This window comes from Pseudodonghicola flavimaris, assembly GCF_030164425.1.
Lineage (GTDB): Bacteria > Pseudomonadota > Alphaproteobacteria > Rhodobacterales > Rhodobacteraceae > Pseudodonghicola > Pseudodonghicola flavimaris.
On sequence record NZ_JASNJD010000011.1, the window covers coordinates 22,769 to 44,783 of the forward strand.

The 22,015-nt window shown below is 66.7% G+C and carries 23 protein-coding genes and 1 pseudogene; 8 read left to right on the forward strand and 16 right to left on the reverse strand.

Annotated elements, in window-relative coordinates; genetic code table 11:
* Positions 1–262: 262 nt before the first annotated feature.
* The gene (locus tag QO033_RS14810) at positions 263–1,624 is read left to right on the forward strand and encodes an aspartate aminotransferase family protein (protein ID WP_284481758.1); all 1,362 of its coding nucleotides are present in this window, start codon (positions 263–265) and stop codon (positions 1,622–1,624) included.
* Between the two features lie 75 nt (positions 1,625–1,699).
* On the opposite strand, the gene QO033_RS14815 is transcribed toward QO033_RS14810, so the two are convergent.
* From QO033_RS14815 to pcaF, 8 genes are all read right to left on the reverse strand, one after another.
* On the reverse strand, positions 1,700–2,410 hold the full coding sequence (locus QO033_RS14815; protein ID WP_284481759.1) for a dienelactone hydrolase family protein: 711 nt from the start codon (positions 2,408–2,410) through the stop codon (positions 1,700–1,702).
* Between the two features lie 170 nt (positions 2,411–2,580).
* Positions 2,581–3,342: a Phenylacetic acid catabolic protein gene (locus QO033_RS14820; RefSeq protein ID WP_284481760.1), complete on the reverse strand. Its 762-nt coding sequence runs from the start codon at positions 3,340–3,342 to the stop codon at positions 2,581–2,583.
* Positions 3,343–3,366: 24 nt separating this feature from the next.
* The gene (locus QO033_RS14825) at positions 3,367–4,440 is read right to left on the reverse strand and encodes a 2Fe-2S iron-sulfur cluster-binding protein (protein WP_284481761.1); all 1,074 of its coding nucleotides are present in this window, start codon (positions 4,438–4,440) and stop codon (positions 3,367–3,369) included.
* 10 nt (positions 4,441–4,450) lie between these two features.
* Positions 4,451–4,924 carry a 1,2-phenylacetyl-CoA epoxidase subunit PaaD gene (gene paaD, locus QO033_RS14830; RefSeq protein ID WP_284481762.1) on the reverse strand — a complete coding sequence of 158 codons (474 nt, stop codon included), beginning with the start codon at positions 4,922–4,924 and terminating at the stop codon, positions 4,451–4,453.
* Positions 4,925–5,016: 92 nt separating this feature from the next.
* A complete protein-coding gene (paaC, locus tag QO033_RS14835) occupies positions 5,017–5,778 on the reverse strand; it encodes a 1,2-phenylacetyl-CoA epoxidase subunit PaaC (protein WP_284481763.1) in 762 nt (253 codons plus the stop codon).
* Positions 5,778–6,062: a 1,2-phenylacetyl-CoA epoxidase subunit PaaB gene (gene paaB, locus QO033_RS14840; protein ID WP_284481764.1), complete on the reverse strand. Its 285-nt coding sequence runs from the start codon at positions 6,060–6,062 to the stop codon at positions 5,778–5,780. Before paaB ends, paaC begins: the two co-directional genes overlap by 1 nt.
* Before the next feature lie 81 nt (positions 6,063–6,143).
* Entirely contained in the window at positions 6,144–7,136 is a 993-nt protein-coding gene (gene paaA / locus QO033_RS14845) for a 1,2-phenylacetyl-CoA epoxidase subunit PaaA (RefSeq protein ID WP_284481765.1), read from the reverse strand.
* A 30-nt stretch (positions 7,137–7,166) separates the two neighbouring features.
* The gene (pcaF, locus tag QO033_RS14850) at positions 7,167–8,369 is read right to left on the reverse strand and encodes a 3-oxoadipyl-CoA thiolase (RefSeq protein WP_284481766.1); all 1,203 of its coding nucleotides are present in this window, start codon (positions 8,367–8,369) and stop codon (positions 7,167–7,169) included.
* A gap of 317 nt (positions 8,370–8,686) precedes the next feature.
* On the opposite strand from pcaF, the gene QO033_RS14855 reads away from it, so the two are divergent.
* Positions 8,687–10,366 carry an alpha/beta hydrolase gene (locus QO033_RS14855; protein ID WP_284481767.1) on the forward strand — a complete coding sequence of 560 codons (1,680 nt, stop codon included), beginning with the start codon at positions 8,687–8,689 and terminating at the stop codon, positions 10,364–10,366.
* Between the two features lie 68 nt (positions 10,367–10,434).
* Here QO033_RS14855 and QO033_RS14860 read toward each other — a convergent pair whose 3' ends face one another.
* From QO033_RS14860 to QO033_RS14875, 4 genes and pseudogenes are all read right to left on the reverse strand, one after another.
* A complete protein-coding gene (locus tag QO033_RS14860) occupies positions 10,435–10,659 on the reverse strand; it encodes a hypothetical protein (RefSeq protein WP_284481768.1) in 225 nt (74 codons plus the stop codon).
* 212 nt (positions 10,660–10,871) lie between these two features.
* Entirely contained in the window at positions 10,872–11,084 is a 213-nt protein-coding gene (locus QO033_RS14865) for a DUF1127 domain-containing protein (protein WP_284481769.1), read from the reverse strand.
* 157 nt (positions 11,085–11,241) lie between these two features.
* On the reverse strand, positions 11,242–11,640 hold the full coding sequence (locus QO033_RS14870; RefSeq protein WP_284481770.1) for a carboxymuconolactone decarboxylase family protein: 399 nt from the start codon (positions 11,638–11,640) through the stop codon (positions 11,242–11,244).
* Between the two features lie 27 nt (positions 11,641–11,667).
* Positions 11,668–12,474, reverse strand: a pseudogene (locus QO033_RS14875) (cyclase family protein).
* 195 nt (positions 12,475–12,669) lie between these two features.
* Here QO033_RS14875 and QO033_RS14885 point away from each other — a divergent pair.
* Positions 12,670–13,320, forward strand: a complete 651-nt coding sequence (locus QO033_RS14885) for a GntR family transcriptional regulator (RefSeq protein WP_284481772.1) — start codon at positions 12,670–12,672, stop codon at positions 13,318–13,320.
* Positions 13,321–13,471: 151 nt separating this feature from the next.
* On the opposite strand, the gene QO033_RS14890 is transcribed toward QO033_RS14885, so the two are convergent.
* Entirely contained in the window at positions 13,472–14,191 is a 720-nt protein-coding gene (locus QO033_RS14890; protein ID WP_284481773.1) for a type 1 glutamine amidotransferase, read from the reverse strand.
* Between the two features lie 79 nt (positions 14,192–14,270).
* Here QO033_RS14890 and QO033_RS14895 point away from each other — a divergent pair, with 79 nt between their 5' ends.
* From QO033_RS14895 to QO033_RS14910, 4 genes are all read left to right on the forward strand, one after another.
* A complete protein-coding gene (locus tag QO033_RS14895; protein WP_284481774.1) occupies positions 14,271–15,530 on the forward strand; it encodes a cytochrome P450 in 1,260 nt (419 codons plus the stop codon).
* 10 nt (positions 15,531–15,540) lie between these two features.
* Positions 15,541–16,830, forward strand: a complete 1,290-nt coding sequence (locus QO033_RS14900) for a type I glutamate--ammonia ligase (RefSeq protein WP_284481775.1) — start codon at positions 15,541–15,543, stop codon at positions 16,828–16,830.
* A 10-nt stretch (positions 16,831–16,840) separates the two neighbouring features.
* Positions 16,841–17,158: a 2Fe-2S iron-sulfur cluster-binding protein gene (locus QO033_RS14905; RefSeq protein WP_284481776.1), complete on the forward strand. Its 318-nt coding sequence runs from the start codon at positions 16,841–16,843 to the stop codon at positions 17,156–17,158.
* A gap of 128 nt (positions 17,159–17,286) precedes the next feature.
* Positions 17,287–17,997: an FkbM family methyltransferase gene (locus QO033_RS14910; RefSeq protein WP_284481777.1), complete on the forward strand. Its 711-nt coding sequence runs from the start codon at positions 17,287–17,289 to the stop codon at positions 17,995–17,997.
* Positions 17,998–18,096: 99 nt separating this feature from the next.
* Here QO033_RS14910 and QO033_RS14915 read toward each other — a convergent pair whose 3' ends face one another.
* From QO033_RS14915 to QO033_RS14925, 3 genes are read right to left on the reverse strand one after another with little or no spacing between them, the layout of a single operon-like run.
* Positions 18,097–19,455, reverse strand: coding sequence for an aminotransferase class III-fold pyridoxal phosphate-dependent enzyme (locus QO033_RS14915; RefSeq protein WP_284481778.1), 1,359 nt, complete (start codon positions 19,453–19,455; stop codon positions 18,097–18,099).
* The gene (locus QO033_RS14920) at positions 19,452–20,114 is read right to left on the reverse strand and encodes an HAD family hydrolase (RefSeq protein ID WP_284481779.1); all 663 of its coding nucleotides are present in this window, start codon (positions 20,112–20,114) and stop codon (positions 19,452–19,454) included. Before QO033_RS14920 ends, QO033_RS14915 begins: the two co-directional genes overlap by 4 nt.
* On the reverse strand, positions 20,111–20,890 hold the full coding sequence (locus tag QO033_RS14925) for an IclR family transcriptional regulator (RefSeq protein WP_284481780.1): 780 nt from the start codon (positions 20,888–20,890) through the stop codon (positions 20,111–20,113). The genes QO033_RS14920 and QO033_RS14925 overlap by 4 nt, the downstream gene beginning before the upstream one ends.
* 156 nt (positions 20,891–21,046) lie before the next feature.
* Between QO033_RS14925 and QO033_RS14930 the strand changes: the two genes are divergently transcribed.
* On the forward strand, positions 21,047–21,985 hold the full coding sequence (locus QO033_RS14930) for a tripartite tricarboxylate transporter substrate binding protein (protein ID WP_284481781.1): 939 nt from the start codon (positions 21,047–21,049) through the stop codon (positions 21,983–21,985).
* Positions 21,986–22,015: the final 30 nt, after the last annotated feature.

The following is a 22,015-nucleotide window of genomic DNA, read 5'->3' on the forward strand; positions in this document are numbered from 1 at the left end:
GCGACCATTCTGCCGCTTCGGCGCATCCTGACCTGCCGGAGAGGGGGAGGGGGCAGCGGAACAGGGGATGTATCCGAAGGGATGGAACTGAGGGCCGGTTCAACAGGCAGAATCGGGCCGTCCCGGGAAGCTTTTACATGATATATCTTCCTTCCCTCTCGCCATTCCCGGCGGGCTGGGCGTATCGTCCGGCGCAGACCAGCGCGTCGATTCTTTCGGATCGGCGGCCCGGTAACACACTGAATGTCAGAAAGGCTCTCCCATGACTCTCCGTCCGAATTCGCCCGAGGCGCGTGATGCCGCCTATCACATGCACAGCTATACCAACGCCCGTGCGCTGGAGAAGGATGGCCCCCTGGTTCTGGAGAGCGGTGAGGGAATCCGCGTCACTGACAACAACGGCAAGTCCTATATCGAAGGCATGGCCGGTCTCTGGAGCGTTGGCGTCGGCTTCAACGAAAAGCGTCTGGTGGATGTCGCCGCCGCGCAGATGAGCAAGCTGCCCTACTACCACAACTTCACCGCCCGGTCGCATGGCCCGGTCATCGATCTGGCCGAAAAGCTGATCGGCATGGCGCCGGTGCCGATGAGCAAGGTGTTCTTCACCAATTCCGGGTCGGAAGCCAACGACACCATCGTCAAGCTGATCTGGTATCGCTCGAACGCGCTGGGCAAGCCCGAGAAGAAGAAGATCATCTCGCGCAACCGCGGCTATCACGGCGTGACCATCGTCTCCGCCTCGCTGACCGGCCTGCCGAACAACCACCGCTCCTTCGACCTGCCGCTGCCCGGCATCCTGCACACCACCTGCCCGCACTACTGGAAAGAGGGTCAGGAAGGGGAAACCGAAGAACAGTTCGCCAGCCGTTGCGCCGCCGATCTGGACGCGATGATCCAGGCGGAAGGTCCTGACACCATCGCCGCCTTCATCGGTGAGCCGGTGATGGGCGCGGGCGGCGTCGTGGTGCCGCCGGCGACCTACTGGGAGAAAATCCAGGAAGTTCTGGCCAAATACGACATCCTGCTGATCGCCGACGAGGTGATCTGCGGCTTCGGCCGGACCGGCAAGATGTTCGGCACCGAGACCTTCGGCATCAAGCCGGACATCATGACCATGTCCAAGCAGCTGTCGTCCTCCTACTTCCCGTTCTCCGCCTTCATGATGAACGATCGCGTCTATCAGCCTATCGCCGATGAAAGCGACAAGATCGGCGTGCTGGGCCATGGCTATACCGGTGCGGCCCACCCGGTGGGCGCGGCGATCTCGCTGGAAAACCTGAAGATCATCGAAGAACGTGGCCTGGTCGAGAATGCCGCCGCCATGGGCGCGATCATGCGCAAGGGTCTGGACGATCTGACCGGCAACGCGCTGGTGGGCGAATCCCGCGGCGTCGGCCTGATCGCCGCGCTGGAACTGGCCGCTCCCGAGGGCATGGAGATCCCGGTGGGCCAGCTGGGCGCCAAGATGTCGGGCTACATGATGGAAAACGGCCTGATCTCGCGGGCGATGGGCGATGCACTGGGCTTCTGCCCGCCGATGATCATCACCGAGGCGGAAGTGAAGGAGCTGCTGGACATCGTCGGCACCAGCCTCGATGCGCTGACCAAGGAAATCCTCGGCTAATCCGGGCAGACCCGGACTTTCTTCAGGCGGCTCCGGGACACCGGGGCCGCCTTTTTCATGACTGGCGCGCGGCGCTCAGACCTTCAGCTTGTCGGCGAAGAAGCGGGTCAGGTTGTCCCAGGACCGCTGGCTGGCCGCCGGACTATACATCATGCCGGCGGAATTGGCGTTCGGGTTGGTGAAGGCGTGGCCGGTATGGCCGAAGGCCAGAAGCTGCCAGTCCGGGCAGGTCTCGGTCATTTCAGCGGCGAAGGCCAGCACCGCCTCCGGGGTGGCCAGCGGATCGTCCCAGCCATGGCAGGCCAGTACCGCGGCCTTCATGGTCTGGCGCGGCATCGGCGGTGCGTCGAACAGCCCGTGCAGCGAGACGGCCGCGCGCAGATCGGCGCCGGTGCGGGCGAGGTCGAGGGCGATCTTGCCGCCGAAGCAATAGCCCATGGCGCCGATCCGGGCCGGGTCGACCATCGGCAGGCTGCGCAGTTCCTCGAAGGCGGCGGTGATGCGCCGGGCCACCAGCGGCCGATCGGCGTTCAGCGCGCTCATCCAGGCGCCGGCCTGTTCGGGGCCGCTGGCCTGGGCGCCTTCGCCATAGTAATCCACCGCTAGCACGACATAGCCGAGCGCGGCCAGCTCCTCGGCGCGCTCGATCTCGAAACTGCCGAGACCGCCGAAGGCCGGGATGATCAGGACGCCGGGGCGCTGACCGCTGACCGCGTCGTCATGGACCAGACGGCCGATGAATGTGGTGTCGCCGTCGGAATAGCTGTGGGGGGTGCTGCTGATCATGAAAGGGCCCTCGCCTGTGATGACTGTCGCGGCGCAGAGTAATCCGCGCCGGGGCAGGGGCAAGGGGCGCCTGCCCCTGCCGCCGTCACGAAGGCGTTCCTGCCCGAGCTCCGGACAGAGACGCGCTCGGGGGCACGGTCAGGGACAGGGTCAGGGGTGGACGCCGGGGATCAGGCCGGTGCCGACAGGCCGAGCCGGCCCAGAACCTGACCGGCCTCGGCCTCCCAGCGCGCCTTCAGCTCGGCATTGCTGGCGTGGCGCAGTCCCATGGCCTTGAGGCTTTCGGTCTTCGGAGAGCTCATCTGCCCGAAGCTTGCAGCCACCCGGGGCCACCAGTAGGACAGGCTGTCGGTGAGCGTTTCGGTTTCGCCTGCCGCGATCAGCCGGGCGACCCCCTCTTCGGCCAGCTCGGCATGGCGCGCTTCGACCGGGGCGATGGCGCGGAACGCCTCGGCCAGCGGCTGATAGGAGACCAGCGCGAAATCGGCCATCTGCACCCCCACGGCGCGGCCCATCAGCAGGTTCATCATCACCGCATCGGCCCAGCCGGTCAGCGGATAGTTGAACACCGCCAGCCGCATGTCGTGTTCGCCGCGGGTTGCCCCGATGTCGGCGTCGCGCGCCAGCCGGGCGGTCCAGGGGTGGTGGTTGGCATAGCGGGCGGTATCGGCGCCGAACTCGCCCATGATCCGCAGCACCCGGTCGGCGTGATCGGTCTTTTCCAACACGATCCGTGCCGCCGCGATCCGTTCCTTGATGCCGGGGCCCTGGTTGATGATATCGGCGAAGCCGGCGGCGCCCGCCAGTTCGCTGTCGACGAAGCTCGCCATCAGTTTCAGCAGCTCCGCGCGATAGCGGGGCGGCACATTGGCCGGATTGCTCAGCACCCCACCCTTGGCAAGGTAATCTTCGATCCGCATTTCTTCGCTCATGGTGTCTCCTCCCGTGCGCGGCGGTTATTGATCGTAATCGACCACGACGCGGTCGGTCAGCGGATAGGACTGGCACGAGAGGACATAGCCTTTCTCGACCTCGTAATCCTCCAGCGCATGGTTGGCGACCATCTCCACCTCGCCCTCCAGCACCCGGCAGCGGCAGGTGGAACAGACCCCGGCTTTGCAGGCATAGGGCGCGTCCATCGCGTTCTGCAGCGCGGCGTCGAGGATTGTGCTGTCCTTGCCCATGGTCACGGTCTGGGTGGCCCCGTCCAGCGTGATCGCGGCCGCGGTCTGATTGGCGCTGTCGGCGGCATCCTTGCTGACCACCCGCCGCTTCAGCCGGCCCGGCTGGGCCGAGGCGAAGAGCTCGAACTTGATCTGGCCGTCTTCCAGCCCGTGGGCCCTGAGCGCGGCGGCGATGCCCAGCATCATCGGTTCCGGTCCGCAGATGAAGGCGGTGTCCACCGCCTCGATATCGATCCAGTGCCTGAAGAGCTCGCCGCATTTCTCCTCGGTCACCAGCCCGGTGAACAGATCGATCTCCTGCGCGTCGGTTTCCAGCACGTGGATGATGTTGAGCCGCCCCATGTAGAGATTCTTCAGATCCTCCAGCTCCTCGCGGAACATGATCGTGTTCACGCCCTTGTTGGCATAGACCAGCGTGAAGGCGGATTTCGGTTCGCGCGCCAGCACGGTCTTCAGGATCGACAGCACCGGGGTGATGCCGGAGCCGCCGGCAAAGCCCAGGTATTGCCGCGCCGCGCCGGGATCCAGCGGGGTGTGGAATGTCCCCATCGGCGACATTGCCTGCAGGGTGTCGCCGACCTTCAGATCCTCGTTGGCCCAGGTCGAGAAGGCGCCACCATCGACCCGCTTGATGCCGACCTGCAGGACGCCATCGTCCTTGCCGGCGCAGATCGAGTAGCTGCGCCGCAGCTCTTCGCCATCGAAATCGTGGCGGAAGGTCAGATACTGGCCTTGGGTGAAATCGAAGGCGCCGGCCTCGGCGGTTTCGGGTTTCAGGGTCACGACCACCGCATCGCGGATGGTCTTCTGGATGTCGGTGACGGTCAGATCGTGAAAACGCGCCATCTGCTTCTCCTCAGATGCACTTGAAGTAGTCGAAGGGTTCGAGACAGTCCCGGCAGCGCCAGGTCGCCTTGCAGGGGGTGGAGCCGAACTGGCTGACCTTCTCGACATGGGTCGAGCCGCAATGCGGGCAACGCTCCGGGCCGCCGGCGGGCTGCGGCGGGGCGATGCCGTATTCCTCCAGCTTGGCGCGACCGGCCTCGCTCAGCCAGTCGGTGGTCCAGGCGGGGGAAAGCTGGCGCTTCAGCTCGATCTTCTCGATCCCGTGGCCGCGTAGCGCCGTCTCGATATCGAGGTTGATGATGGATGTGGCGGGGCAGCCCGAATAGGTCGGCGTCACGGTGACGACCAGCGTGTCGTCCTGCCAGCCCACATCGCGGATGATGCCCAGATCGGTCAGCGAGATCACCGGGATTTCCGGATCGGGCACCTGGCCCAGCCAGTCCCAGATCTGCTGAACGCTGGGATGGTCCTGCGTTTGGCTCATGGGGGTCTCCTCCTGTGGCGGGGCCGGGCCCCGCCTGCCGTTTCCGCCCCCCGCTTGGACGCGGGGCGCGGATCGTTCCGAATGAACCGGCGTTACCAGCGGGCGTCGGGATAGGCGCGCTGCAGCCATTGCATCTGCGTCAGCAGATGGCCCAGATGCTCGCTGTGCATGCGCCCGTCGCGGCCGCCCTTGTGGGCGAAACGGCTGTCGGGAATGGTCAGCGTCGCCTCTGCCAGCACCCGGCCGATCAGCGCATCGTAATCCGCGCGCAGGCCGGTGGGATCGGGGGCGATGCCCTCCTCTGCCATCGCCTGATCCACCGCGTCGGCCTCGAACATCTCACCGACGTAGGGCCAAAGGTAATCCAGCGCCGCCTGCATGCGGGCATGGCTTTCCTCGGTGCCATCTCCCAGCGCCACCACCGTGTCGGCGGAGCGTTCCAGGTGATAGGCGGCTTCCTTGCTGGCCTTCTCGGCGATCTCCGCCACCCGGCGGTCGGAAGAGCCGATCAGCCGGCCCAGCAGGATGGTGTGCCAGGCGTCGAACAGGAACTGCCGCATCAGGGTGCGGCCGAAATCGCCATTCGGCATCTCGACCAGCAGCAGGTTGCGGAAATCCCAGGCGTCGCGGTGAAAGGCCAGCCTGTCGGCATCGCGCCCCTCTCCCTCGACCTCGCCGGCGAGCCCGAGCCAGAGCTGAGTCTGGCCGATCAGGTCCAGCGCGGTATTGGCCAGCGCGATGTCCTCCTCCAGGACCGGCGCGTGACCGCACCATTCGCTGACCCGATGGCCGAGGACCAGGGTATTGTCCCCCATCCGGCAGAGAAATTCGAAAAAGGCCTCGTCGCGGGTCATCACATCGCCCCCACTTCCTCGGGGATGTCGAAGAAGGTCGGGTGGCGATAGACCTTCGACTCGCTCGGCTCATAGAGCGGGCCCTTGTCGCTGGGCGACGAGGCGGCGATGTGGCGCGCCTCGACCACCCAGATGCTGACGCCTTCGTTGCGGCGGGTGTAGACATCGCGGGCGTTCTTGATCGCCATTTCGGCGTCGGGCGCGTGCAGGCTGCCGACATGGCGGTGGCTCATGCCGTGCTGGCCGCGGATGAAGACTTCCCAAAGGGGCCATTCGTTTTTCATGGGTCAAACTCCTCCTAGCCCCGGCCGCGCATTGCGCGCCGGGTGATGGCTCAGGGTCGGGCCGGGTGGCCCATCACCGGATTATTCCGCCGCGACCTTGGCGGCTGCTTTCTTGCGGGCATGCGCCAGCATGGCGTCGCGCACCCACTGGCCCTCCTCCCAGGCCTCGCGGCGGGCGTTCAGCCGGTCGGTGTTGCAGGGGCCGTTGCCCTTCAGCACGTCATAGAACTCCGACCAGTCGGGTTCGGAGAAATCGTAATGCCCGCGCTCCTCGTTCCATTTCAGGTGTTCGTCGGGAACGGTGAGGCCCAGGTATTCCGCCTGCGGCACGGTCTGGTCGACGAACTTCTGACGCAGCTCGTCATTGGTGTTCATCTTGATCTTCCAGGCCATCGACTGGGCGGAATGGACCGAGTCCTTGTCGGACGGCCCGAACATCATCAGCGACGGATACCAGAAGCGGTTGAGCGCATCCTGCGCCATCTTCTTCTGCGCCGGCGTGCCTTGGGCCATCTTCATCATGATGTCGTAGCCCTGCCGCTGGTGGAAGCTTTCCTCCTTGCAGATGCGGATCATCGCGCGGGAGTAGGGGCCGAAGGAGGTCCGCTGCAGCGGTACCTGGTTCATGATCGCGGCGCCATCGACCAGCCAGCCCACCGCGCCCATATCGGCCCAGGTTAGCGTCGGGTAGTTGAAGATGGAGCTGTATTTCATCTTGCCCGACAGCAGCTGTTCGGTCAGCTCGTCGCGGCTCACCCCCAGGGTTTCCGCCGCGCAATAGAGGTAGAGTCCATGGCCGGCCTCGTCCTGCACCTTGGCCAGCAGGATCGCCTTGCGTTCCAGCGTGGGCGCGCGGGTGATCCAGTTACCTTCCGGCAGCTGGCCGACGATTTCCGAATGCGCATGCTGGCCAATCTGGCGGATCAGCGTCTTGCGATAGTCCTCGGGCATCCAGTCCTTGGGCTCGATCTTCTCGTTCGCGTCAACGCGGGCCTGAAACCGGCGCTCTTCCTCCGTCATCTCCTCGGGGGATTTGACGCCGGTGCCGGCGGTCTTGATCATCTGGGCATACATTTGCAGTCCTCCCGGGTTGGGCGTCTCTCCTCAGACGCGTTCGAGTATCAGGGCGGCGCCCTGGCCGACACCGACGCACATGGTGCAGAGCGCATAGCGTCCGCCGGTTCGTTTCAACTGATAGGCCGCCGTCATCACCAGCCGCGCGCCGGACATGCCCAGCGGATGGCCGATGGCGATGGCGCCGCCGTTGGGATTCACATGCGGCGCATCGTCCGCCACCCCCAGTTCGCGCAGGGTGGCAAGACCCTGGCTGGCGAAGGCTTCGTTCAGTTCGATCACATCCATCTGGTCGATGGTCAGGCCGGCACGGGCCAGCACCTTGCGGGTCGCGGGCACCGGGCCGATGCCCATGACCCGCGGCGCGACGCCGGCGGCGGACATCGCCACCACGCGGGCGATCGGGGTCAGGCCGTTCTTCGCGGCGGCCGCCTCATTCGCCAGCAGCAGCGCCGCGGCCCCATCGTTGACGCCGGAGGCATTGCCGGCGGTCACCGTCAGATCGGGGCCGTTGACGCCCTTCAGCCTGGCAAGTTTCTCGATATCGGTGCCGGGGCGCGGGTGTTCGTCGGTGTCGACGGTCACCGGCTCGCCCCGATGCTGGGGAATAACAACCGGTGTGATCTCCTCCTTGAACACACCGGCGGCCTGCGCCGCAGCCCAGCGGGCTTGGCTGCGGGCGGCAAAAGCATCCTGATCCTCGCGGCCGATATTGTAATCGGCGGCGACGTTGTCTGCGGTCTCGGGCATCGAATCGACGCCATATTGCGCCTTCATCTTCGGGTTGACGAAGCGCCAGCCGATAGTGGTGTCATAAACCGCATTGGCCCGTGAAAACGCGCTGGTCGCCTTCGGCATCACGAAGGGCGCGCGGCTCATGCTCTCGACCCCGCCGGCAATCGCCATGTCGTAATCGCCGGCGCGAATGGCGCGGGCGGCGAAGCCCACGGCATCCATGCCGGAGGCACAGAGCCGGTTGATGGTGCTGCCCGGAACCTCCTCCGGCAAGCCGGCCAGCAGCGCCGCCATGCGGGCCACGTTGCGGTTGTCCTCACCGGCCTGGTTGGCGTCGCCATAGATCACGTCGTCGAGGCTGGCCCAGTCCACCTGCGGATTGCGCGCCATCAGCGCGGCAATCGGGATCGCGGCCAGATCGTCGGTCCGGACCGAAGAAAGGGCTCCACCGTAGCGGCCGATCGGGGTGCGCTGCGCGTCGCAGATGAAGGCGTCCATTCTCAGTCTTCTCCAGCCATTCTGTCTTGATAAGGTGACCGACTGGTCGGGTAATACGGCCCGGCGTGATTCGGGGCAAGTAAAATGTAACCGAGAATCCTTTGAATTGAAATTCTCGTAACGCAAAAGGATCGTGCCCGGTGACGATGCCTCTGCCCGCTCTCTCATCCGTACCGCCGCAGGGCGGGCGAATCCGCGCCCAGCCTCGCGGGGCGACGTGCAATTCTGGCGCCGATGGCCTAGGGCGGGGGCGGGGCGCCGGGATGGCCCCGGCCCCCGGGCGCGCCAACCGCAGGCGCGGGCAACAGGAGCGCGGCATGCCGGTGAAATCCCGTCTTCTCATCGCGATTCCCCTGATCGCCGCCCTGGGGGCGCTGCCGGTGCCGCGCACGGTCGAGGCAGAGCCGGTGGCCCCGGCGGCGGACCGGACAGACCTGCCGCCCGACCCGGGCTTCGCGGCGCTGAACCAGATGATCACCATGGATCCGGATGCGGCGCTGACCCGGATCGGCCGGCTGCTCGAGGCGTTGCAGGCCGAGGAGACCTCCGACCCGCAGGTCATCTTCGACCTCTACGCGGCGGCTGCCGATCTGATGATCGAGGGCGGCGCCGCTGCGCAGGCGGCGCAGGTGCTGGCGCAGCTGGCGGATTTCGCCGCCCGGTTCCGGCTGGAGGTCGATCACGATCCGATCCCCCTTTATGCACAGGCGGCGGCGATGCTGGAGGATACCGGTCAGCCGGAGGCGGCGCAGGAGGCGTTGCTGGCGCTGCTGGCGGAAGAACGCGCCGGCGGGCTCGCCCCGGCGGAGACGGCGCCAACCCGAGCGGCGCTGGTCCGGATTGCCCGGGCCCTGGGGCGGTCTGAACCGGAGGTGCCGGCGGCGCCGGCGACCGGGCCGATCAACCGGGCGACGATCCTCTATGCCACCGATCGCGCTCGGGGCGACAGTCGCCGGCCGCAGAGCTTCTATGGGGCAGGTCGCGGTCCACTGGAGCTGGGTCGGGCAGAGGTTTCCCTGCCGGTGACGGCGGAGGAGCGGGCGGTTCTGCGACAGGTCGCGCCGCTGTCCGCCGAAGCCTTCGATTCGGCCCTGGCCGGGGCTGCGGCGCCGGATCTGCTGGTCGTGGTGCCGGGTTACAACAGCAGCTTCGAGCAATCCGCCCGTCACGCGGCGCAGCTGGCGCGGGATCTGCGGCTCGACGGGGCGGTGTTGCTGCTGTCCTGGGCCTCCGCCGGGACCAGGCTTGGCTATCTCTCCGACACCGCCACCGTGCGCCTCAGCGGCCGGAACCTGGCCCACCTGCTGCGGCAGGTGGCGCCGCGGGTGGCGCCCGGCCACCTGCACCTGCTGGCGGAGGGGTTGGGCGCGCAGGCGCTGGCCGATGCGCTGGAGCTGATCGGCGCCGGTGCCAATCCGCCGCCGCTGGGGCAGGTGTTCTTCGTCACCCCCGATCTGGATGCAGATCTGTTCCGGGCGATGCTGCCGGCGATCCAGCCGCTGGCGGCGCGGGTGACGCTCTATACCTCGGACCGGTCCAGCGCGCTGGAGGTCGCCAGGCCGATCTATGGTCCGGCGCTGCGGGCGGGGGAGGGGGAGGCGATTCTGCTGAGGGCGCCCGGGCTCGACAGTATCGACGTCTCGGCGCTGGGGCGGCTGCCGCTGCGGCCTGAGGTGGTTCTTGAGGCCGATGGCGCCAGTCGCGTGGCGCCGGAGACGCTGGTGGCCGATATCGCGGCGCTGCTGTGGCGTAACGCCCCGCCTGCCGCCCGCTGCGGGTTGGTTGCGGCCGATGATCTTGCCGAAACGGGCTGGCGGGTGACGGTCGGCGCGCCGGGCGCCTGCAAGGATCCGGCCTGGCCCGCACTGCTGGGGGCATTGCGCCGCTCCGGCGCCGCAACCCTGCCCGAGGCGGAGGCGGTACTGCGTCGCAACATCACCGATCCGGAACTGCGAAAAAAAATGCAGCCTGCGATCACGCGGCTGCTCGGGGAGTAAGCGGTGGTGTCACGCCGGGCGAGGGGCAGGCCCCGGGCCCGGTGCGAAGAGTATGCGGTCGCGCCGTCTCAGACGCCGAAGCGATCGGCGAAGACGTGATAGACGATGCGCTCGCGCTTGATGCCCAGCTTGGCCAGTTGCTCGTCGTTCAGCGCCTGCAGATACTTGATCTGATCCTGACGCGAGTTGGCTTCAGCAATACGTTCGATCCAGGCGCCGAAGTGGTGGGCGAAGGCCACGAAGGGGCGCGCAATCGAGAAACCGACGGACGGTTGGGTGGTGGTGTGTGCCATTTGGACCCTCGAAAAAAGGTGTTTCGGTTCGTCCCTCCCTGACCCTGATATTTGGTCAACGGTGCTGACTTTACTAGGGGGGGAACCGGCATAGCCGTCTTGCGTTTTCTGCAATGCAGCGGAAATTTAGCTGCGATGCAGCATGAAAAAGGCCCCGCCGAGGGGCGGAGCCAGGGGCCTCGTTCAAGAGGCGAAGGAGACTTGAATAGGGGTCAGCGCCAGAAGGAGTCGTGCATCACGAAACGCCCGATGTCGCCGCGTCGCAGGCCGCGATCGGCCAACTCTGCATCGCTCAGGTCGGCGATCTCGGCGGCCTGCCGGCTGGGCGACAGGATGTCGGATTCCGAGCCGAAGAGAGCGGACAGGAAAGAAAAGACGGTCGGCATGGGGGCGGGCAGGGCCGCCGGTGCGGTCGAGTGGGCCATCGGAATGCTCCTCACGGATGATATATTTTCTGCGGTTGCACGGTAATCTATGCTGCACATGCAGCATCAGCCAGAGGGGGTGCTGCATAGCCCGCATGCGTGAGGTGCATAACGATCGTGATGGCCGGGACCCGGACAGGCCGCGCCCCGGCGGCGCTCAGCCGGCCTGAAAGATCTCGTCGACCGGGACCTGCAGGGCGGTGACCTGCGCATTGGTCTGGCTGGCCATGCCGATCACCGACAACAGCTCGGCATGCATCTCCGGGGTCATCCCCTTGGCCTTGGCGGCCGCCGTGTGGGAATGGATGCAGTAGCTGCAGCCATTGGCGACGGAGACCGCGACATAGAGCATCTCCTTGACCAGCGGATCGAGGCTGCCGGGCCCCATCACCACCTTCAGCCGCTCCCAGGTGGCACGCAGCTGCACCGGGTCATGCGCCAGCGCCCGCCAGAAGTTGTTGACGTAATCGGTGTTCCGCAGGCTGCGGATTTCATCGAAGACCGCCTGTGCCTCGGGGCTCAGTTCTTCGTCTTTCAGCAGGGGGAGGGTCGTCATCGTGCTTCCTTTCGCCGGGCGGCCGGCTCAGACCAGTGCAAAGATGCGGGCCGGGCCGCCGGTGCCGCCGCCGACCTTGGGGGCGCCGACCACCAGGGTGGCGCCGCTGGCGGGCATCCGCTCCAGCCCCGCGAGACATTCAATGCCATAGCGGCCCGAGGGCAGCCAGACAGAATGGGTGGCGAAATCGGTGGAGGGGCCATGATCCAGCGACAGCGTGTCCACCGCGATGGCGGCGGCGTCGGTCGCCTCCATCAGCATCTGCGCCGCCTCGACATGAAAGCCGGGGAAATGCAGGCGGCCGGGACGGTCGGCATCGGCACCGCGAAAGGCCGGGGTGCCGAGGTTTTCCGACCAGCCCGAGAGCATCGCCACGCAGGCGCCTTCGGGGATCGGGCTGTTGGTGCCGATCCAGGCGGGTCAGGTCGTCGGGGCTTAGCCGGGTGTCGCGGTCCACGGCGGCGCGGGCCCGGATGTCGATCACGCAAAGCGGGCAGATCAGCCGCTCCACCGGGATCTGATCGACGGAGGCGCCATCGGCCGAGAAATGCAGCGGCGCGTCGATATGGGTGCCGCTGTGTTCGTCGATCGTCAGCCTGTAGAGGTTGTAGCCATTCTCGGCGAAGTCGAAGGCCTTGTCATAGGCGATCCCGGGCCCGCCGCCAAACGTGGGGAAATCGGCGTCGAGCCGATGGGTCATGTCATGCACCGTGCCGTGTCGTGCCCGGCCTGGAGCGCGGGCGCTGCCGCGCCGCCGCCCAGCCCCGCGCCGGGAAAGCCGCGCCGCGACATCATCCGGTCTTTCACCGTCTCGATCACGCAGAGATCGCACATCCGTGCTCTCTTCCTGTTGGCCCGTGGTGCGGTCGCGGGCCTGTCCGCCCCGGTGCCGCCAGCATAGCAAGGCGGCTGGGGTTGGGTCCCGCTTTGGCCCCGGGGTTCGGCGCCGCAGGTCCGCCGGCGTCCCGGGCCGATTGCGCCCACTCGGGCGGCGCCTTACTCTGGGCGCAACAGGCAGAAGGGGCCGGCATGGCGGGGCAGACGGAACAGGTTCTGGGCGCGATCCTGGACGATATCGACGCCGGGCGGCTGCAGCCCGGCGATGTGCTGGAGGAGGCGCCGCTGATGGCGGCCCACGGGGTGTCGCGCACGCCGGTGCGCGAGGTCTTCATCCAGCTGGAAACCGCCGGCCTGATCAAGCGGTTGCCGCGCAAGGGGGCGGTTTTGTTCAAGCCGACGCTGAAGGAATTCCTCGGCATCCTTGAGGTTCACATCCGGCTGGAGGGCCAGGCCGCAGGGCTGGCCGCTCGGCGGCACACGGCCGCCCAGGCGGAGGCGCTGGAGGCGGCGGTTCAGGCCTGCGAGGCGCATGCGCGCGACAAGGGCGATGGCGATCCCGGCGGCTATTATCAGCTGAACCTCAGGTTCCACGAGATCGTCGCGCTAGCCTCGGGTAACCCGTTTCTGGTCGAGATGATCAAGACCAACGCGCGCAAGCTGATGGCCTACTATCGGGCGCAATACCGCTACCCCGGCGCCATCGCCACCTCGGCGCGGGAGCACCGGGAAATCGCCGACCGGATCGCGGCGCGTGACTTCGCCGCGGCGGAGGCGGCGATGATCGCCCACATGGGGTTCGATCAGGCTACGGTTCTCGACCTGCTGGCAACGCTGGGCTGATCCTCCTGGCCGGGAGGGGGGCTTTGCCCCCCCGGCCTGCGGCCGCCCCCCAGAGTATTTTCGCAGAGAAGAACGGGGGCGCCGGCGGTTTCTTCTCTGTTGAAATACTCCCGCCGGAGGCATCGCGGCGGGCGCGAGGCCGCCGCGGTCGTCAGCCTTGCCGCCGGGCGCCCTGTTCGAAGAAGCGCGCAATGCTTTCGGCGAAGGCGGCGGTATCGGCCGGCTCGGCAAGCGAGGCCAGCGCCTGGGCACCGCGCTCCGGCCCAAGGGTCTCGGCCATCTCGCCGGTGAGATCGGCGACGAAGTCGCGCTCCATCTCCGGGTGGTGCTGAGTGGTATAAACATGCTGTCCGAGGCTGAAACCGGCGATGGGGCAGCCCTCGGAGCGGGCCAGCACGGTGGCGCCCTCGGGCGCGCGGGTCACCTGTTCGCAATGGCTGCCATAGAGCCGCAGGACATCGGGCAGGTCGCGGGTCCAGTCCGGGCGCGCCAGCATCTCGGCCCGCAGGAGGCCGTGCGCCCAGCCTTCCGGGTTGTCGCCGACCGCCCCGCCGAGCGCGAGGGCGATCGCCTGATGGCCGAAGCAGACCCCCATCAGCGGCTGGCGTGCCGCATGCATCTGCCGGATCAGATCGAAGAGGCGCAGCGTCCATGCCGCGCCGGACCGGGTGGAGGCCGGGCTGCCGGTGATCAGGGCGCCGTCGAAGCGGCTCATGTCTTCGGGAAAGATACCGTCCTTCACGGCGAAGACCGTGACCCTCCAGTCGGGGCGCGCCAGCCGGATCAGCGCGGCGAATTTCTCGCCATCGCCGGGGTGGCGCTGCGCAAATGCGCTGTCATCGGTGTTTGTCATCAGAATGGCGAGATGCATGGGCGCGTCCGCATGTTTTTTGTTTACATATTTATGAGCTCTCATAATATACATATGAACCCACGCAGGAAAGCCCCTCATGACCCTCTGGACGCCGACCGACGATGGCTTTGCCGATCTGACCAGCCACGACACATTCGCCGGTGGCGCGCCGCACAATACCTTTGCGCGTCTTCGCCGCGACGATCCACTGCACTGGACCGAATATAAGGACGGGCAGGATTTCTGGTCGGTCACCCGCCATGCCGATATCGCCGAGATGAACAAGAACACTGCTGTCTTCTCCTCGGCCCGCGGCATCCGGATGGAGGACCAGAGCTATGAGGAATACCTCGCCCGTCGCACCTTTCAGGAGACCGATCCGCCGGAGCACAGCCAGACCCGCATGCTGCTGATGCGGGCGTTTTCCCGGCCCGTCATGGCCCAATACGAGAATGATATCCGCCAGCTCTGCGACGAGATTCTCGACGCCGCGCTGGAGAAGGGGACCTTCGACGCCACCCGGGAGATCGCCCGGCAATTGCCGATGCGGATGCTGGGTCGCGTCATGGGCCTGCCGGAGGCCGATCTACCCTGGCTGGTGGAAAAGGGCGATGCGCTCATTGCCAATACCGATCCGGATTTCACCAGCCATGTCCTCGACAAGATGGACACCGACGAATTCCGCATGATGCCCTTCAATTCGCCGGCGGGGGCGGAGCTTTATGCCTATGCCAAGGAGCTGATGGCGGCAAAGGCGGCCTCAGGCGATACCGAGGGCGTGTTGCACATGGTGCGCCAGCCGGCCAAGGACGGCAGCACCATCACCGAGACGGAGTTTCGCAATTTCTTCTGCCTGCTGGTGGCCGCCGGCAACGATACCACGCGCTATTCCATCGCCGCCGGTCTCCAGGCGCTCTGCCATCAGCCCGAGCTGCTGGGCCAGATGCAGCAGGGCGGCGATATCTGGGACACCGCCCCGGACGAGATCATCCGCTGGGCGACGCCGGCGCTCTATTTCCGCCGCACCGCGCTGGCCGATTACGAGATGCACGGCAAGACCATCCGGGCCGGCGACAAGGTGCTTTACTGGTTTTCCTCGGCCAACCGCGATGACTCCGTGTTCGACGATCCGTTCCGGGTCGACCTGTTCCGCAGCCCGAACCGCCACATGAGCTTCGGTCAGGGCGGTCCGCATGTCTGCCTGGGCATGTGGTTGGCGCGGCTGGAGGTGCGGGTGCTGTTCCAGGAACTTGCGAAACGGCTGAAATCCATCGAACCTGCAGGTCCGCACAAATTCCTGCGCTCGAATTTTGTCGGCGGGATCAAGGAACTGCCCGTCACCGTCACCCTGGCCTGAGGAGATCCCGATGAAACCCCGCTTGCGCGCGCTCTTTTGCGATCACCTCAGCATCATGCGCGGCAAATATCTGCCGCAGTCCAAGATCGGCGATGACGGCACCCGGTTCTGCCGCTCGGTCTTCGGCACGCATTACGACCGCGATCTGCTGAACGCGCCCGGCGCGATGGTCTATCAGGGGCTGCCGGACATGGAACTGCGCTGGCGCCATGACGACATCCGCGACAGCTGGGACGAGACCACGCAGATCGTGCTGGGCGATCTTTATGACGATGCTGGCCTGCCGCTGCCGCTCTGCCCCCGGGGAGCGCTGAAACGGGCGGTCGCCGCCTGGGGCGAGATCGGGCTGACCCCCAAGGTAGGGATCGAGCTGGAGGCCTATGCGCTGCAGGGGGATGAGGCCGGACGGCTGGAGCCCTATGATACCCCCGGCGGCGTGGTCTATGGCACCGGCCCCTTTGCCGATCCGCTGCGGTTCAACGATCGCATCTGGGAAATGGCGGATCGGCTGGGCTTCTCGCTCGACATGATCACCGCCGAATTCGACGCGCCGCAGTTCGAATATACGCTGACCTTCGACGATGCGGTGAAGGCGGTGGACGATATCGTTCTCTTCCGCCTGATGGCGCGGGAGGTGGCGCTGGAATATGGCGTTGTGCTGACCTTCATGCCGAAGCCGATCGCCGAGGCCGGCGGCTCGGGCATGCATATCAACTTCTCCTTCGCCGATGAGGCCGGTGGCAACGCGCTCTCCTCCGGGCCGCTGGGCGGGCCGGAGCATATGAACGATCTGGCGCGGAATTGTCTGGCCGGGCTTCTGCATCACCACAAGGGGCTGGCCGGGCTGATCGCGCCCACCGCGAATTCCTATCTCCGGCTGCAGCCCGGGTCGCTGTCGGGTTACTGGAAGAACTGGGGTGGCGATCATCGCAACGTGACCACCCGGATCTCTTCCGAAGGCGGGCCGAAGGCGCGGCTGGAACACCGGATGGCGGACGCCAGTGCCAACCCCTATACCGCCGTGGCCGCCGTGCTGCAGGCGGCGTTGCTGGGGGTGAAGAACGGCTATGCGCTGCCGCCGATGGAGACAGGTGACGGGTTTGAAAAGACCGACGCCCGGGACGGCACCGCCACCAGCCTCAAGGGGGCGATTGCCGATCTTGCCGCCGATACCGCGCTGACCGAGGCGGTTGGGGCCGATCTGGTCGCCAACCACGTCTTCATGAAGGAGAAGGAGGCGCGCAAGACCCGCGATCTCGAGGGCGACGCGCTGCGCGATTTCTACGTCTATTTCATCTGAGGAGGGGCCGATGCATGTGACCTGGAAGCTGCCCGGCGGGGCGGAGATCGTGGCCGAAGTCGCCGACGGGCTCAACCTGATGGAGGCCGCCGTGGCCAACAACGTGCCCGGTGTGATCGGCGAATGCGGCGGCTGTCTCAGCTGTGCCACCTGCCATGTCTTCGTCACCGAAGACTGGCTCGACCGCGTCGGCGGCCCGGGGGAGATGGAGGATGTGATGCTGGATATGGTCGCCGGCGAGCGACGGCCGAACAGCCGGCTCAGCTGTCAGATCACCGCTGCCGTCGCGCTCGACGGGCTGGTGCTGGAGGTGCCGGAGGAGAGCTGACCGCCGCGCTCCGGCGCAGGTGATGCAGCGGGGACTCGGGGGCCGGGAAACCGTTGCCCGGCCGCTTGCCTTCGCGCCGCCCCCGGATCAGGATGCGCCCAGCGTAACGAGAGCACCCGGGGTAACCGATGACCGAGCAGACCGACATTCCCGACATCGCCGCCGAATGCCTGGGCGTGAAAGTGCCCGGCTCGCGGTTTCTGCACGACAAGCGGATCGACCGCATCAATGCCGCCGAATACGAGGGGCTGGAGATGGCCGGCGCCCTGCATGTGGTAGGCGAAGACGATGTGGTTCTGGAAATCGGCGCCGGCATCGGCTTGGTCGGGGCGGTGATCGCGGCCAATGCGAAACCGCGGCGGGTGCAGTCTTTCGAGGCCAACCCGGAGCTGATCCCGGCGATCGAGGCGCTCTATGCCGCCAATGGGCTGGGTGATCGGATCTCGGTGCAGAACAAGGTCTTGGTCAGCGCGCCGGAGCGGCCGGAGACGATGACCTTCCACATTCACAGCAGCTATCTCGGCTCCTCGCTGATCGAACCTCAAAACCGCGACACCCGCGCGGTCGAGGTGCCCACCGCTAGTTTCCACGAGGTCTGCGCCGATCTGAAGCCGACGGTTCTGGTGATGGATATCGAGGGCGGCGAACGCGACATCCTGCTGCATGCCGATCTCAGCCCGTTCCGCGCCATGGTGCTGGAATTCCACCCCAACGCCTATGGCGTGGGCGGCATGCGCGAATGCAAGAACGTCCTGCGCGAGGCCGGTTTCGAGCGGGTGGCAGAGAAATCCACCCGCACCGTCTGGACCTGCCTGCGCGATCCGGCCCCGGCGGCGTGACCGCCGCGCCCGGGTCTTTTCCTGGCTGAAAATATCCCCGCCGGAGGCAGCGCCCGCGCGCGGGCGCTTCGGCCCGCCCGAGGGCGGGCCGGGCGCGGCTCAGCTCGCGGCGGCCGAAAGGCCTTTGTCCAATGCGGTCAGGATCACCTCGACATCCGCCTCGGTGACCACCAGCGCCGGCGACAGGATCACATTGGGACCGGAGACGCGCACCATCGCGCCGGCCTCATAGGCGACTTCCTGCACCCGGGCGATCGCCGGCTTGGCGATGGGGGTCTTGCTGGCGCGGTCGCTTACCAGCTCCAGCGCGTTCATCAGCCCGTGGCCGCCGCGCACATCGCCGATGATCTCGTGCTTCTCCTGCAGCGCCAGCAGGCCCCGATGCATCTGCGCGCCGCGCGCCCCCGCATTCTCCGCCACGTTCAGCCGCTTGGTTTCGGCCAGACAGGCCAGCGCCGCCGCCGCTCCCACCGGGTGGCCGGAGTAGGTATAGCCGTGGCCGATGGCGGCGCGACCGGTCTCGTCGCCTTCGAAGACCTGGGCCACATGCTCTGCGATCATCACCGCGCCAAAGGGGAAATAGCCGTTGGTAATCGCCTTCGCGGTGGTCATCAGGTCGGGCTGCACGCCCCAATGGCGCGAGCCGGTCCAGCTGCCGGTGCGGCCGAAGGCGGTGATCACCTCGTCGGCGATCAGCAGGATGCCGTGTTTCGAGCAGATCTCGCGCACCCCGGGCATGAAGCTCTCGTGCGGCGGGATCACGCCGCCGGCGCCCAGCACCGGTTCCATGATAAAGGCGGCGATGGTGTTCGCCCCCTGAAAGGCGATCTCGTCCTCCAGGGCCGCAAGGCAGAGCTGCGCCAGCTTGGCCGGGTCGCTCTCGTTGAACGGGTTGCGGTAGGTGTAGGGCGCCGGGATGTGGAAACAGCCGGGCAACAGCGGCTCATAGGGCGCGCGGAAGTTCTGGTTGCCGTTGACTGAGGCGGCGCCGAAATGGGTGCCGTGATAGCCCTTCTTCAGCGACAGGTACTTGATCCGTCCGGCCTCGCCGCGGATCTTGTGATACTGCCGCGCCAGCCGCAGCGCGGTTTCCACCGAATCGCCGCCGCCGGAGGTGTAGAACGCCCGGGTCAGCCCGTCGGGTTCGAAGAAGTCGCGCAGCTCTTCCGACAGCTGGATCACCGCGTCGTTGGTGGTGCCGCGGAAGATCGAATAATAGGGCAGGGTGTCGAGCTGGGCGGTGATCGCCTCTTTCACCGGCTGGCAGGAAAAGCCGAGGTTGACGTTCCACAACCCGCCGACGCCATCGACCACCTCATGCCCGTCGACATCGGTGATCCGCACGCCCGCGCCGCCGGTGACGATGGTCGGCGGGTTCTTCAGGCTGTCGGCCGGATGCGCCATCGGGTGCCACAGGGACCGGGCGTTGTGTTCCTTGAGATAGTTGGAATCCTTCATGCGGACAGCTCCTTGCTGAGGCCCAGCATCTGCAGGGCTTTGGAATAGCTCGCCGCCGGATTGGCGACGTCGAAATGGACATGCGGCAGACCCACCGCCTCGGCGCCGGCGATGTTGCGGCGCTGGTCGTCGACGAAGACGCAGGCGCCCGCCGGCAGGCCCAACTGGTCGAGACAGGCGGCATAGGCGCGCGGGTCGGGCTTCAGGATGCCGCTGTAGGTGGCGTCGACGATCACGTCGAAATCGGCCAGGAACGGCAGCCGGTCGCGGAAATCGGCGCCGTAGAAGAGATCGAGCTCGTTCGACAGGATCGCCAGCTTCAGCCCCGCCGCCTTGACCTGAGCGATGGCGGCGCGGAATTCCGGCCGTATCACCGCCTCCGGCTCGGCGCCGCGGGCGGCCCGGACGAACTGGCTCATCTCGGTCCAGTTCTCGCCCAGCAGCCCGCCCACCTCGGCGGTGCGGCGGCGCCAGTAGTCGCGTTCAGTGATCGTGCCCGCCTGCATGTCGCGCCAGAGCGCATCGGTCTCCGGCGCGAAGGGGCCCTGCCAGTCCAGCGTGCCGGGCGCCAGCCCCAGCGCCGTTTCGGTGAGAGCATGGGTTTCGAACAGCGTGCGGGTAATCACGCCGCCGAAATCGAGGATCAGCGCCCGGTTCATGCGGCGACCTGCCGGGGAAAACCGGGCGGGCAGATGCCGCCGATGCTCTGCGTCAGCCCCAGCGCGGCCAGGCGCAGCTCCGTCCGGATCAGCCTCCGGGCCTCCGGCGTCATCCGGGTCACCGGCGCGGCGACGGCGATGGCGCCCAGCGGTTTGCCGTCGGGGCCGAAGATCGGGGCGGCGTGGGAATGGACGTCGGCTTCGAACCCGCCGATGGATTCGGCGATGCCATCGGCGCGGATCGCCGAGAGCTGCGCCCGGATCGCCTGCGGCTGGGTCAGCGTGTCGCCAGTATGGGCGGGCAGCGGCCGGGCCAGCACGCGGTCGACGAAGTCGGCATCGGCGAAGGCCAGCACCGACAGGCCCGAGGCGGTGCCGTGATAGCTGACGACCTCGGCGTCCTCCATCATCACCTTGGTGGCGTGTCGCGGGCTGTAGGCATGGGCGATGGTGTTCAACACCTCTTCCTTGGCCAGGGAGACGTGGGTGGTTTCTCCCGTCGCCGCGCTCAGCCGGTCGAGCGCGGGGCGGGAGGCGCTGAGAATCGGCACCGCCGCCTCGCGCAGTGCCGCCAGCCGCAGAACCTCTGGCCCCAGCCGGTAGGCGCGGTCGGCGCCGGCCTGTTCGACGAATCCCGCCTGCTGCAGTTCGCTCATCAGCCGATAGGCGGTGGCCTTGTTCAGACCCGAAAGCCGCGTCAGATCGCTCAGCCCGATCTCGGTTCGGGTCTGGTTGAAAAACGTCAGCAAAGACAGGGCCTTAGTGACTGTTCCCATGGGGTCTTCATGCTCCTTTCCGGTCGCTCGGACCGGCAGATCGTCATTTTGCTGCGGGGCGCTTGGCAATTTTCTTGACAGATCGGCCCACGGGCTGTCAATCTAAATCAAACCAATGGTTCGAATAATGAACCGATCCAGCAAGGAGGTCCTGGAATGAAATTCACCCATGCAGTGCTTGGCGCGGCGACGGCGGCCCTGATGACCGCCGGCGCGGCCTTCGCCGAATACCCCGAGAAACCGGTCAATTTCATCGTGCCCTGGCCGCCGGGCGATCTGGAGGACGTGCTGACCCGGATGATCGCCGAGGACTTCCAGAACGAATACGGCGTTGCCGCAGCGGTGGTGAACAAGCCCGGTGGCGGCGGTGGCCCGTTCCCGGGCGCCATCGAGGTCGCCAATGCGCCGGCGGACGGCTATACCATCGGGTCCTTCGTGATCGGGGTGCCGGTGGTCGGTCACCAGATCGACATTCCGCCGCTGACGCCGGCGAAATTCGACCCGCTGGGGATCTTCCTGACCTATCCCTTCGTGATCGCCACCAGCGGCGATGCCCCTTATTCGACGATGGATGAGCTGGCCGCCTACGCCAAGGAGAACGACGTGGCGCTGGGGCATTTCGGCGATGTGCTGACGCCGACCCAGGTGACCAAGGCCTATGCCAAGACTGCCGGGTTCGAATTCGGCTCCGACGCGGCCTTCGACGCGCTCGACTGCAATACGCTGGCGAGCGGGGATGCCGATGTGATCAACACCACGCTGCAGCTGATCCTGCCCTGCCTGGACAGCGTCAAGGTGCTGGTGGCGATCACCGACCAGCGCATCCCGCTGATCCCCGACACCCCCACCATCGGAGAGCTGGAGCCGAGCCTGGACATCGCGCTGTGGAACGGGCTCTTCGTGACCAAGGAGACGCCGCAGGACGTGCGCGACAAGATCATCGCCGTGGCCAGCAAGACGGTGATGAGCGATCGTGCCCAGGCCGTTGCCAAGGAGACCGGCGCGCTGGTCTACTGGCAGAACGCCCAGGACAGCACCGCGCGGATCGAGAAAGACATCGAGACCGTGGCCCGCATCGGCGAGTTGCTGAACTGATCGATCCGGGGCCGGGGCGTGCTGCTCCGG